The organism is Lampropedia aestuarii, assembly GCF_004803635.1.
Classification (GTDB): domain Bacteria; phylum Pseudomonadota; class Gammaproteobacteria; order Burkholderiales; family Burkholderiaceae_C; genus Lampropedia; species Lampropedia aestuarii.
Map to the genome: position 1 here is coordinate 46,424 of NZ_SSWX01000017.1, position 13,055 is coordinate 59,478.

The following is a 13,055-nucleotide window of genomic DNA, read 5'->3' on the forward strand; positions in this document are numbered from 1 at the left end:
GGGACGACGAAACCGTCCGAACCGACGAGGACAGCAGCAGCGCTCGCGCCAAAAATACCCCTATCGAATCTGAAACTCTTGATGACTGATAGGTGGTAGACAATGTCCCAAGCATATATTGTGCAGGCGGTGCGCACGGCCGGTGGCCGTCGCAATGGCAAACTCTCTGGTTGGCACCCGGTCGATTTGGCCGCTCAGGTGCTCAACGCCTTGGTCGAGCGCAGCGACATAGACCCAGCGCAGGTCGACGATGTGTTCATGGGCTGCGTCAGCCAGGTCGGCGAGCAAGCAACCAATGTGGCGCGCAATGCGGTGCTGGCCTCGCGCCTGCCTGAGTCTGTGCCAGGCACCTCGATTGACCGCCAGTGCGGCTCATCGCAACAAGCCGTGCATTTCGCTGCGCAAGCGGTGATGTCGGGTGTGATGGATGTGGTGATTGCCGCTGGTGTTGAGTCCATGAGCCGCGTGCCGATGTTTTCGCCGAATGCGCTGGCGCAAAAAGCCGGCATGGGCTATTACCAAAGCCCAGCGATGAACAAGCGCTACAACGGCATTGAGTTCAGCCAGTTCATGGGCGCTGAGATGATTGCCAAAAAATACGGCCTGAGCAAGCTGCAACTGGACGAGTATTCGCTGCAAAGCCACCAGCGCGGTATTGCGGCCAGCCAGGCGGGCGTATTCAAAGACGAAATCCTGCCGATTGAAATTCGCAATGCCGAAGGTGAGGGCACGGGGGAGTGGCACACAGTCGACGAAGGCATCCGCTTTGATGCGACGCTCGAAGGCATTCAAAACGTCAAGCTTTTGCAAGAAGGCGGTGTGATCACGGCGGCCAATGCCAGCCAGGTCTGCGATGGCGCCACCGGCGTCATGATCGTCAGTGAAAAAGCGCTCAAAGCCCTGGGCCTGAAGCCACTGGCGCGCATTCACCACATGACGATGATTGGCCATGATCCGGTGATCATGCTTGAAGCACCGCTGCCAGCGACTGAGCGGGCGCTGAAAAAAGCCGGCATGCAGATCGATGACATCGACTTGTACGAAGTGAATGAGGCGTTTGCACCGGTGCCGCTGGCCTGGCTGCAAGCGCTGCATGCCGACCCGGCCAAAATCAACGTCCATGGTGGTGCGATTGCGCTGGGGCACCCGTTGGGGGCCTCGGGCACGAAGCTGATGACCACGCTGGTCCATGCACTGGGCCAGCGCGGCAAACGCTGGGGCCTGCAAACCATGTGCGAAGGCGGCGGCATGGCGAACGTGACGATTATTGAGCGCTTGTAAAGCGCCTGGGCCACCGAGGCACACAAGCGCTGTCGGTGGCTGCTTGCATGGCTAGAGAGAAAAAATAACAACGTCCATGCCTGCTGGCTTGGGCGATGCAGCACAGATCGGGGCTGAGGAGCAACAGCCTGCACACAAAAAAGGGGACCTATGAGCCACCCAACTAGACGATCAGAAGAGCCAGAGCGTTTGCTGTCGGTGCGCGATGTGACCGTGCGCTTTGGCGGTATTGTCGCGCTCGATGGCGTCACTTTCGATGTCTACAGCGGCGAGATTTGTGCCTTGATTGGCCCGAACGGCGCAGGCAAAAGCACGCTGTTTAACTGCCTCTCGCGTTTGTACGACTGCAATAGCGGCTCCATCACGTTTCGCGGCAAAGAAACGCATCGCATGGCCCGCCACCAGATGGCAGAAATGGGTCTGGGCCGCACGTTTCAGAACGTTGCCTTGTTTGCCAGCATGAGCGTGCGAGAAAATATTCTGGTGGGCTGCCACAGCCGCCAGCATGCAGGCTTTTTGCGCAATACCTTTCGCTTTGGCGGGGCCGCGCGCATTGAGCGCCACGCGCAGGCCAAGGCCGACGAGCTGCTGGCCTATTTGGAGCTGGAAGACGTGCAAGATCGCATCGTCTCTGACCTGCCATTTGGCACACAAAAGCGTGTTGAGCTGGGCCGCGCCTTGGCGGCTGAGCCGCATTTGCTGCTGCTGGACGAGCCTGCCTGCGGCCTGAACCACGAAGAGCTGCATGCCTTGGGCGCGATGATCCAGGACATCCGCGACCGCTGGCGCGTGACGGTCTTGCTGGTTGAACACAATATGAGCCTGGTGATGGGCATTTCCGACCGCGTCGTGGCGATGAATTTTGGCCGCAAGATTGCTGAAGGCCTGCCGACGCAAGTGCGCCAGGACCCCGAAGTGATTCGGGCCTATTTGGGAGAACCACAGGAGGTGCTGGTATGAGTGCAGCGATGTTGGAATTGCGCGGCCTGCATGCCCGCTATGGCAATACCAAGGTACTGAACGGCATCGACCTGGATGTGGCGCAGGGCCAGATCACTGTGGTGCTGGGCGCCAACGGCGCAGGCAAGACCACCACGCTGCGCAGCATTTGCCAAATGGTGGCGCAAACGACAGGCAGCATCACGTTTAATGGCCAGCGCATCGATGGCCAAAGTACCGAGAACATTGCGCGCGCTGGTGTTGGCCACGTACCCGATGGACGTGGCACCTTCATGGGCTTGACCACCGAAGAAAACCTGCGTTTGGGCACCTATGCAAGGCCAAGCCGCGCTGGTGTGGAAGAGGATTTGGAGCGCATCTACCAGTACTTTCCCAGGCTCAAAGAACGCTTGCACCAGCAAGCGGGCACCTTATCAGGCGGTGAGCAGCAAATGCTGGCGATTGGCCGGGCGCTGATGGGCAAGCCGCGTTTGTTGCTGCTGGATGAGCCCTCGTTTGGCCTGGCCCCGTTGGTCGTGCGCGATATTTTCTCGATCATGCAACGCATCAACCAGGAAGAGAGGGTTGCGATTTTATTGGTTGAGCAAAACGCCCAGCTGGCGCTGGAGCTGGCCGATTACGCGTTCTTGTTGGAGACCGGCAGCATTGTGTTGTCGGGCACGGCTGCTGAGATGCGCAGCAACGATGCGGTGCGCCGCGCCTACCTCGGTGATTGAAGGAGCTGCCAACATGACTGAATTTCTGCACCAACTGCTGGCAGGTTTATCGACCGGCGGTATCTACGCCTGCGTGGCCTTGGCGCTGGTGATGATTTACCAGGCCACGCACCACATCAACTTCGCCCAAGGCGAGATGGCGATGTTCTCGACCTTTTTGGCCTGGATGATGATCAATGCCGGCATCCCTTACTGGCTGGCCTTTGTGCTGACCGTGGTCGTGTCGTTTGTGATTGCTGCGGCAGTGGAGCTGGTGATTGTGCGGCCGATGCAAAAAGCCCCCGAGCTGTCGATTGTCGTGGTCTTTATTGGTCTGCTGGTGATTTTTCACAGCCTGGCTGGCTGGTTGTTTGGCTACACGATCAAGCAGTTTCCCAGCCCGTTTCCGCAAGATGCCTGGTATGGCTCGGCACTGATGTCGGCGCATGAAGTCGGCACCATTTTTGTCGCGCTGGCGATGGTCGCACTGCTGTTTGCCTTTTTCCAGTGGACACCGCTGGGTCTGTCGCTGCGCGCTGCAGCACAAAACCCCGCATCGGCCAAGCTGGTGGGTATCAACGTCGGCCGCATGCTGATGCTTGGCTGGGGCCTGGCGGGGGCGATTGGTGCAGTGGCCGGCATGATGGTAGCACCGGTGGTGTTCCTCGATCCGCAAATGATGATTGGCGTGCTGCTCTACGCTTTTGCCGGTGCCCTGATTGGCGGCATTGACAGCCCCATTGGCGCGGTCATTGGCGGTTTCATTGTCGGCGTGCTCGAGAACCTGATGGGCAGCTACGTTGTGGGCACGGAGCTCAAACTCTCGGTCGCCTTGATCCTGATTGTGGGTGTTCTGATTGTGCGGCCGCAAGGCTTGATGGGCCGTCGCATTGTCAAACGGGTTTGAACAAGGAAGCACCAGCATGAGCAATTCACTACCAACTTCTATGGCACGCACAGGTGTTGCTGTGCCAGTGGCGCAAGCCGTGACTCCATCGCCTAGCGAGCCTGCCCGCCCAGCGCCGCGCCATGCCAGCGCGTGGCTGCGCTGGGGCCTGCCCTTGCTGCTGACCGTGCTTGCCGTCGCCTTGGCTTTTTTGCTCAAAGGCTACCAGTTGTTTCAGGGCACGATGGTGCTGGCCTATGCAATCGCACTGCTGGGGCTGAATATTTTGACTGGCTATAACGGCCAGATTTCGCTGGGCCACGGCGCGTTTTTTGCGCTGGGTGCCTATTCGACTGGCGTGTTGATGGAGCATGCGAGTGCGCCGTATTGGGCGACGATTCCAGCCGCTGGTGTTGTCTGCCTGGTGGTTGGCTATTTGTTTGGCCGCCCGGCGCTCAAGCTCGAGGGCCTGTACCTGGCGCTGGCGACTTTTGCGCTGGGCATTGCGATGCCGCAATTGCTCAAATACAAGCACCTGGAGCAGTGGACCGGGGGCGTGCAAGGCATTGTGCTGATGAAGCCCGATGCGCCCTGGGGATTGCCGCTGACGCAAGACCAATGGGTGTATCTGTTTGCGGTGATCGTCACCGTGGTCATGTTCGCTTTGGGCCGCAATCTGATTGCCAGCGGCAGTGGCCGGGCGCTGCGCGCAATTCGTGACCAGCCTTTGGCTGCGCAGGCTTTGGGGGTGAACAGCAGCCACTACAAATCGGTCGCGTTTGGTATTTCGGCGGCCTACACCGGGGTGGCCGGTGCCTTGTTTGCGATTGCCGTGCAGTTTGTCTCGCCCGACTCGTTCACGATGTTCTTGTCCATCTCTTTCCTGGTGGGCATTGTGGTGGGCGGCGTCGGCACCGTTTACGGTGCGTTGTTTGGTGCGGTATTCATCATGTTTGTGCCGAATGTGGCCGAGCAGATCTCCAAAGCCGCGCCTTGGGCTGTGTATGGCGTGGTGCTGATTCTGATCATGTTTGTGATGCCAGGCGGGGTGATGGGCTTGCTGCGCACCCTCCAGACACGTTTGCAAAAGGACACGCGATGACAGCCCACACAGTCGTGCAACCGATTCGACCTTGCATTCAAGCCCATTGGTTGGCAGCCGATGGCGGCGTCACTGCGGTGACCGGAGCCTGAGTGGGCCGCGCCTACTATGAATGCAGCGAACGATCCCCCCTATTGCCATATCTACCTACTCTGATTTGAACATGACACCAGCTAGCCCCACTTCCTTGCTGCAATTGGAGCGTCAAGGCGCGATTGCGATCCTGCGCTTGAACGACGCCAAGCGCCTGAACCCGCTCAGTACGCCCTTGCAGCAGGAATTGCTGGCGGCTTTGCAGACGTTGGCCAGCGACACCAGCGTGCGTTGTTTGGTGCTGACCGGTGAAGGACGCGGCTTTTGCGTGGGTGCGGATTTGTCTGGCATGCAAGCGCCAGAAGGCCAAAGCCTTGGTGCGCACACTGGGCATGTGATGCGCACGCAATCGAACCCGGTGATTGAGCTGCTGCAAAGCATGCCGTTTCCAGTGCTGACCTCGGTCAATGGCCCCAGCGCTGGCGCTGGCGTGGGCCTGGCTTTGGCTGGCGATATCTGCGTGGCGGCCGAGTCGGCCTATTTTGTGCTGACTTTTATGCCGCGCCTTGGCATTGTGCCGGACCTGGGCATTACCTGGTGGCTCGAGCGCTTGCTGGGCCGTGCGCGCGCGATGGGCATGGCCTTGCTCGGTGAGCGCCTGAGCGCAGCCGATGCCAAACACATGGGCCTGATCTGGGACTGCGTGCCCGATGCGCAACTGGCCGAGCACACGCTGGCACTGGCTGCGCGGCTGGCGGCGTTGCCCAAACATGCGGCGCTGGAATTGCGCGCTGCCTATGCGCATGCGGCCAAGCAGGATTTGCCCGCGCAACTGGCTTACGAGGCCCAGCGCCAGCAGGACTTGATTGACCGGCCCGAGTTCAGCGAAGGCGTGGCGGCCTTTTTGGAGAAGCGCGAGCCGCGTTTTTAAGAACGTAAACACGTTCTGAGAGCCAGGTCCATGTGCTGCACTGCAATGCAGCCGCTACGAAAAAAAAGGCAGCGCAAGGCTGCTTTTTTTGTGTGCGCTTGTTGCGTGCATTTGGTGGCATTTTTCGTCGCTTCAGACGACGATCATCGCGCTCCAAAGCCCTAGCATGGCTTGCATAACGAGACAACGGTTTGTACCAGCCTGCCGTGGTGGCAGAGTCTGGCGACACAGGCTGAAACAGAGGATGACTATGCACTACACACGCCGCACCATCGCTGTGGGCTTATTGGCTCTGGGCCTGGCTGGGTTGCCTGCCTGGGCGCAAAAGCAATACGATCAGGGTGCCAGCGATAGCGAGATCAAGCTGGGCAATCTGGTGCCGTACTCGGGTCCGGCCTCGGCCTATGGTGCAGCAGGCAAAGCGATGCAAGCCTACTTTGAGCGTGTGAACGAGAAAGGCGGCATCAATGGCCGCAAGATTGTCTTTATCACGTTGGACGATGCCTACAACCCGGCCAAATCGGTCGAGCAAACCCGTAAGCTGGTCGAGCAGGACGGTGTGCTGGCGATGGTCGGCTCGCTGGGCAGTGCGCAAAATCTCGCGGTGCAAAAATACCTCAATGCACGCAAAGTGCCGCAGCTGTTTGTGAATGCCGGCACAACCCGCTGGGGCGACCCGAAAAATTTCTACTGGACCATGGGCTGGCAACCTTCGTACCAGTCTGAGGCACGCGCTTACGCCAAGCACATTCTGAGCACCAAGCCCGATGCCAAAATTGCTATCTTGCAGCAGAACGATGAATTTGGCCGTGACTACCTGCGCGGCTTTCAAGAGGCGATGGGCGAGCAGTTCAAAAAGCAAGTGGTCTCGCACCTGACCTACGAAATCTCTGACCCCACGATTGACAGCCAGATGGTGTCCTTCAAATCGTCTGGGGCCGATGTGTTTGTGAACATCACCACCCCCAAATTTGCTGCGCAAGCGATTCGCAAGGCCAAAGAGATGGACTGGCAGCCGCAGCACTATTTGGTCGCGGTGTCACAGTCCAAAGAGGCCGTACTGCGCGCAGCCGGTTTTGACAATGCCAAGGACATTGTCTCCAGCACCTATGTGATGATTCCTGGCGATGCCCAGGCCCAGGGCCATCCCGAGGTGGCTGAATACATCGAAACCCTGGCCAGGTATGCACCAGGGGCAGATCCAAACGATTCACTCAATGCGATTGGTTATGCGACCGCCGCGACGATGGCCAAAGTGCTGGAGCAGGCTGGCGATGAACTCACGCGCGAGAACATCATGAAGCAAGCGGCCAGTCTGGACTTTGTTCCTCCAATGCTGTATCCGGGGGTAGATGTCAAAACCAGCGCTGACGATTACTTTCCGATTCAGAAGAAAACCCTGATCCAGTTCGATGGCGAGAACTACATCGCGCTGGGCGATTTGTACGACTGAGCCTGTGCGCGGCCATCCTCTGCGGTGGCCTACAGATAAGAGGGAAGTTCTGCAAAGCGTCCCTAGAACCAAGACAAGAGACAAGCAGCCAAGGAAAGGATGCATATGACAATCAGCCGCAGAGAGGCAATGGGCTGGCTGGCCGCCAGCGCCAGCCTGTGGGCCAGCCGCAGTGCCTGGGCCCAGCAATACGACCAGGGCGCAAGCGACAGCGTGATCAAAATTGGCATGCCCGCACCTTACAGCGGTCCAGCCTCATCCTACGGCATCATTGGCAAGATCAATGAGGCCTATTTCAAGATGCGCAACGACCAGGGTGGCATCAATGGCCGCAAGGTCGAGTTTGTCACCTACGACGACCAGTACAACCCAGCGCGCTCCACAGAAGTTGTGCGCCGCATGGTCGAGCAAGATGGTGTGCTGGCAGTCTATGGAAATTTGGGCTCGGCCGCCAATGCGGCGGTGATGCGCTATATGAACATGCGCAAAGTACCTCATATCTTTTTGGCCGTGGGCGCTGAGCGCTTTGCCGAGCCTGAGAAGTCGCCCTGGACCATGCCCTTCATGCCCAGCTACCAGGACGAGGGCCGCACCTATGCGCAGCACATTCTGAAGACCCACCCGAGTGCAAAAATAGCGGTGCTCTACCAGAACGACGACTTTGGCAAAGACCTGCTGCAAGGTCTGCGTGATGGCCTGGGTGACAAGGCCAAGGACCTGCTGGTGGCGACTGCTTCGTTCGAGGTCAGCGACCCGACAGTGGACTCACAAATCATCAGCCTGCATGCGTCGGGGGCGGATGTGTTTGTGAATTTTGCCACCGCACGTTTTGCCGCGCAGGCGATTCGCAAGATTTGGGACATTGGCTGGCGGCCGCAGCAGCAATACCTGACCTATGTATCGGCCTACGTGAAGATGACCCTGGAGCCTGCCGGTCTGGAGAAATCCAATGGCATTTTGGCGATTGCATTTTTCAAAGATGCCATACAACAGCGCTGGGCAGGCGATGCTGAAACGCAGCGTTTTCTGGCTTTTATGCAGCAGTACGCACCCAACGAAGACATCCACAACTCGTCGGCTGTGTATGGCTACTGCGTCTCACAAACCATGGCCCATGTGCTTGAGCAATGTGGCGATGTACTGACCCGTGACAACGTGATCAAGCAAGCGGCCTCATTGCAGAACTACCGCCCTGAAATGCTGCTGCCTGGCATCGCGCTCAATACATCCGCGACCAACTACTGGCCGATTCAGTCACTGCAAATGGTGCAGTTCAATGGTGTGGAGTTTGAGCCGGTGGGGGACACGGTGCAATTGGGGGCTTGATGCCGTGTTGGCTCCAGACCCAATTAAGCGCGTTTTTAGAATCCGTGAAATTCAATCCTATGGGAGACACTATGTTGCAAGGTCTGATGCAGGATCGCCCGCTGTTGATCTCGTCTTTGGTCGAGCATGCCGCACGCTTTCATCCCGAGGCCGAGATCGTCTCGCGTTTGCCAGAAGGCGGCATGCACCGCACGAACTGGCGTGGCATTCAGCGGGGTGCCAAGCAAGTCGCCAACGCCTTGCAAACGTTGGGTGTCAAGCCCAGCGACCGCATTGGCACGCTGGCCTGGAATTCCTATCGCCACCTGATGCTGTACTACGGTGTCTCGGGCAGCGGCGCGGTCTTGCACACGGTCAATCCGCGTTTGTTTCCTGAGCAGATCGAATACATCGTCAACCACGCTGAAGACCAGGTGCTGTTTTTTGATGTGACGTTTGCGCCGCTGGTCGAGCAGTTGGCCGCCAAATTCACCACCGTGAAGCACTTTGTGTTGATGGCTTCGCGCGCGCATTGCCCGCAACTCAATATCCCGAATTTGCTGTACTGGGACGAACTGATCGACACGCAAAGCACAGACTACGACTGGCCCGAGTTTGATGAGAAAAGCGCCTCGTCGCTGTGCTACACCTCGGGCACAACCGGCAACCCCAAAGGCGTGCTCTACAGCCACCGCTCGACGGTGCTCCACACCTTGATGGAACTGGCGCCCGACACCTTTGGCATCAGCTCCAACGAAACCTTGCTGCTGGTCGTGCCGATGTTCCATGCGAATGCCTGGGGCTCACCGTATGCGGCAGCGATGGTCGGAGCCAAGATGGTGTTACCTGGACAGCATTTGGATGGGGCGAGCATTTACAGCCTGATGCGCGATGAAAAAGTCACCTTCTCGCAAGGCGTGCCGACGGTGTGGATGATGCTGTTCCAGTACCTGGATGCGAACCCACAGCTTGACCCCAGCGAGCTGGGGGTCAAGCGCGTGGGCATTGGCGGCGCCGCCGTGGCCCAGTCGATGCTGGAGCGTTTTGAAAACGAGTTTCAGGCCGAGGTCGTGCAAGGCTGGGGCATGACTGAGACCAGCCCGATTGGTGTGGTCAGCAAACTGCTGCCCAAGCACGCGGGCTGGTCGGCCCAGGAGTTGCTGCCAGTCAAGCTCAAACAAGGCCGCGGCGTCTGGGGGGTGGATTTGAAAATCGTCGGCCCAGACGGGCAGGTACAGCCTTGGGATGGCGTGGCCTCAGGGGCTTTGCATGTGCGCGGGCCCTGGATTGCCAGTGGTTATTTCCGCGCCGAAGGCGGTGCGGCGCTGGACGACGAAGGCTACTTTGACACTGGCGATGTGGCGACCATCTCGCCCGATGGTTATCTGCAATTGGTGGACCGCTCCAAAGACGTGATCAAGTCTGGTGGTGAGTGGATTTCTTCGATTGATTTGGAAAACACGGCGACCACGCACCCAGCGGTCGCCGAAGCTGCCGTGATTGGCGTGCAGCACCCCAAATGGCAGGAGCGACCGTTGTTGATTGCCGTGGTGAAAGACGGCCAGCAAGTGGACAAGCAAGAGCTGTTGGACTTTTTGGGCGAACGCGTAGCCAAATGGTGGGTGCCCGACGACGTGGTGTTTGTCGATAGCCTGCCGCATACCGCGACAGGCAAATTACTCAAGGTGCAATTGCGCGAACAGTTTGGTGCACACCGTTTGCCCACGCTGTAACGCGGCGCTGTATTACAGGCCTATTCTAGAGAGTGGAGGACACTATGGCAGGACCATTGCAAGGCTTGAGAGTGGTGGAGATGATGGGCATAGGCCCTGGCCCGTTTTGCGCGATGATGCTGGCCGATATGGGCGCCCAGGTGCTGCGCATCAGCCGGCCCGGCACGCAGGTCGATCCCACGGATGTGCTGGCCAGAGGTCGCACCACGCTGGAGTTGGACCTCAGAGCGCCAGGCGCTGCTGAGCAGGTCTTGGCGATGATCGCACGTGCCGATGTGCTGATTGAAGGCTACCGTCCCGGCGTGATGGAGCGCCTGGGTCTGGGCCCCGACGCGTGTTTGGCACGCAACCCTGGCTTGGTTTACGGGCGCATGACTGGCTGGGGCCAGCATGGGCCTTTGGCCAAAGCGGCAGGGCACGATATCAACTACATCGCCATTACAGGCGCTTTGAACGCCGTAGGGCGAGCGGGCAGCGCGCCAGTGCCGCCACTCAATTACGTGGGCGATTTTGGCGGCGGCGCGATGATGCTGGCCTTTGGCATCGTCTGTGCGTTGCAGGAGCGACAACGCTCAGGCAAGGGGCAGGTGATTGATGCGGCCATGACCGATGGCGCGGCCTTGCTGTCGGCGATGATGTACGGCTTTCATGCCAAAGGGCAGTGGAGCAACGAGCGCGGCGACAACCTGCTCGATGGCGCCGCGCATTTCTACGACACTTATGTGTGCGCCGATGGCAAGTTTGTCGCGATTGGTGCGATTGAGCCGCAGTTCTACGCCTTGCTGCGCGAGCACTGCGGTCTGGTCGATGACGAGGCCTTTGACCAGCAAATGGACCCTCGCGCGTGGCCATTTTTGAAAAGCCGGCTGGCTGAAGTGTTCCGCTCGAAAACCCGCCAGGAGTGGTGCCAGATGATGGAGGGCACGGATGTCTGCTTTGCGCCGGTACTCGATTGGGATGAAGCGCCGACTCACCCGCACAACCTCAGCCGCCAGACGTTTTATACCGAAGCGGGCGTGACTCAGCCCTCACCTGCGCCACGCTTTAGCCGCACACCGGCAGCGCAGCCGACGGCCGTGGCGGCTCAAACGCCAGAAGCATTGCTCAAACAATGGGGGGTGGCTGGCACCTTTTTGGCCGCTTGAGTGGTTGCCTGCGCGCAGTGGCCAGCAAACGATTTTTTGAATTCATGACACCAGGTTTTCCTTATGCCAATTTCATTTGAACGCAGTTGGATGGATGCCGATTTGGCACTCTACCAAGACACAGTGGTGCGCTTTATCGAGCAAGAAATGCAGCCCCATGACGAAGCAGCCCGCAAGCGCGGCCATGTCGGCCAGGAGATCTGGCGCAAAGCGGGGGCGCTGGGCTTGCTGTGCAGCGATATTCCCGAAACCTACGGTGGCGGTGGCGGTGATTTTCGCTACGAAGCCGTGCTTTACGAAGCCATGGCCCGCCGAGGCTTGAGCGGCATGAACAGCTCGGTGCATAGCATCGTTGCGCATTACTTTCTCAACCACGGCACAGAGCAGCAAAAAGCCTATTACCTGCCCAAAATGGCCAGCGGCGAGCTGGTGGGCGCCATTGCCATGACCGAGCCGGGCGCGGGCTCCGACTTGCAAGGCATTCGCACCACGGCCATCGCCCAGGACGGCGGCTACCGTATCAATGGCTCTAAAACTTTTATCTCGAACGGCTTTTTGGCAGGCGTTGTGCTGGTGGTCTGCAAAACCGACCCCAGCCAAGGCGCGCGCGGCACCTCGATCCTGATCGTTGAAACACAGGATTGCCCCGGCTTTCAGGTCGGCCGGGTGCTGGACAAAATGGGCATGAAAGCGCAGGACACCTCGGAGCTGTTTTTTGACAATGTCCAGGTGCCGGCTGGGCAATTGCTCGGCGGTGTCGAGGGGCAAGGATTCTTCCAGCTGATGGCCGATTTGCCGTATGAGCGCACCATCATCGGCGTGTCCGGCCTGGCCGCGATGGAAGGCGCGTATGAAGCGGCTCTGGCCTATACGCGTGAGCGCCAGGCGTTTGGCAAGAGCGTGTTTGATTTCCAAAATACCCGATTCAAACTGGCTGAGGTGGCCACGCAGATTGCCGTTGGCCGGGCGTTTGTCGACCAATGTGTTCAGCGCCTGGTCGATGGCAGCCTGGACACGGCAACGGCTTCAATGGCCAAGCTGTGGGTCTCTGAGACACAAGGCAAGGTGATTGACGAGTGCTTGCAGCTCTTTGGTGGCTACGGCTATATGAACGAGTACCTGGTCGCGCGGCTGTATACCGATGCACGCATACAGCGCATTTATGGCGGCACGAACGAAATCATGAAAGAAGTGATTGCGCGCAACCTATGAGTTCCGTGTGGGCCGCCAGCAGGTTCTTTCATAAGCCCAACCAGTGGGGCGCGATAGCCGACAGCGTTGTGCCGATACGGAAAGAGCGGGCAGATGGTAAACACGTTCTTGGAGCCTGTTCAAAGTCTCCACGCAGACCGCGTTGGAGCCCAAAAGGATACGCTGCGCGGCAAAAAACGCAGTCGGGCTATCTGCCCGGCGAGGATTTTTAACAAGGCAGCGTGCCTTTTGGGCGCCAACCTGAAGGGCAAGGCACAAAAAAGCGCATGACTGCGTTGCCCGTTGTGCTCATACAGACGCATGAGCTGCAACAGGCGGC

General features: G+C 58.9%; 11 protein-coding genes. All 11 read left to right on the plus strand.

What is annotated here, in order from left to right:
- The first annotated feature begins 102 nt into the window (after window positions 1-102).
- The 11 genes from E8K88_RS12940 to E8K88_RS12990 all read left to right on the plus strand — a co-directional run bounded on the left by E8K88_RS12940 (window position 103) and on the right by E8K88_RS12990 (window position 12,736).
- Window positions 103-1,281 carry an acetyl-CoA C-acetyltransferase gene (locus E8K88_RS12940; protein ID WP_136407096.1) on the plus strand — a complete coding sequence of 393 codons (1,179 nt, stop codon included), beginning with the start codon at window positions 103-105 and terminating at the stop codon, window positions 1,279-1,281.
- Window positions 1,282-1,431: 150 nt separating this feature from the next.
- Window positions 1,432-2,241 carry an ABC transporter ATP-binding protein gene (locus tag E8K88_RS12945; RefSeq protein WP_136407097.1) on the plus strand — a complete coding sequence of 270 codons (810 nt, stop codon included), beginning with the start codon at window positions 1,432-1,434 and terminating at the stop codon, window positions 2,239-2,241.
- Window positions 2,238-2,957 carry an ABC transporter ATP-binding protein gene (locus tag E8K88_RS12950; RefSeq protein WP_205880088.1) on the plus strand — a complete coding sequence of 240 codons (720 nt, stop codon included), beginning with the start codon at window positions 2,238-2,240 and terminating at the stop codon, window positions 2,955-2,957. The genes E8K88_RS12945 and E8K88_RS12950 overlap by 4 nt, the downstream gene beginning before the upstream one ends.
- Before the next feature lie 13 nt (window positions 2,958-2,970).
- Window positions 2,971-3,843, plus strand: coding sequence for a branched-chain amino acid ABC transporter permease (locus E8K88_RS12955; RefSeq protein WP_136407098.1), 873 nt, complete (start codon window positions 2,971-2,973; stop codon window positions 3,841-3,843).
- A 16-nt stretch (window positions 3,844-3,859) separates the two neighbouring features.
- On the plus strand, window positions 3,860-4,924 hold the full coding sequence (locus E8K88_RS12960; RefSeq protein ID WP_240754515.1) for a branched-chain amino acid ABC transporter permease: 1,065 nt from the start codon (window positions 3,860-3,862) through the stop codon (window positions 4,922-4,924).
- Between the two features lie 163 nt (window positions 4,925-5,087).
- Entirely contained in the window at window positions 5,088-5,888 is an 801-nt protein-coding gene (locus E8K88_RS12965; RefSeq protein ID WP_136407099.1) for an enoyl-CoA hydratase/isomerase family protein, read from the plus strand.
- Window positions 5,889-6,138: 250 nt separating this feature from the next.
- Window positions 6,139-7,341, plus strand: a complete 1,203-nt coding sequence (locus E8K88_RS12970) for an ABC transporter substrate-binding protein (RefSeq protein WP_168797328.1) — start codon at window positions 6,139-6,141, stop codon at window positions 7,339-7,341.
- Between the two features lie 105 nt (window positions 7,342-7,446).
- Window positions 7,447-8,667: an ABC transporter substrate-binding protein gene (locus tag E8K88_RS12975; protein ID WP_136407101.1), complete on the plus strand. Its 1,221-nt coding sequence runs from the start codon at window positions 7,447-7,449 to the stop codon at window positions 8,665-8,667.
- 59 nt (window positions 8,668-8,726) lie between these two features.
- Window positions 8,727-10,379, plus strand: coding sequence for a long-chain-fatty-acid--CoA ligase (locus tag E8K88_RS12980; RefSeq protein ID WP_240754516.1), 1,653 nt, complete (start codon window positions 8,727-8,729; stop codon window positions 10,377-10,379).
- Between the two features lie 44 nt (window positions 10,380-10,423).
- On the plus strand, window positions 10,424-11,524 hold the full coding sequence (locus tag E8K88_RS12985) for a CaiB/BaiF CoA transferase family protein (RefSeq protein ID WP_136407102.1): 1,101 nt from the start codon (window positions 10,424-10,426) through the stop codon (window positions 11,522-11,524).
- A gap of 63 nt (window positions 11,525-11,587) precedes the next feature.
- Window positions 11,588-12,736, plus strand: coding sequence for an acyl-CoA dehydrogenase family protein (locus E8K88_RS12990; protein WP_136407103.1), 1,149 nt, complete (start codon window positions 11,588-11,590; stop codon window positions 12,734-12,736).
- Window positions 12,737-13,055: the final 319 nt, after the last annotated feature.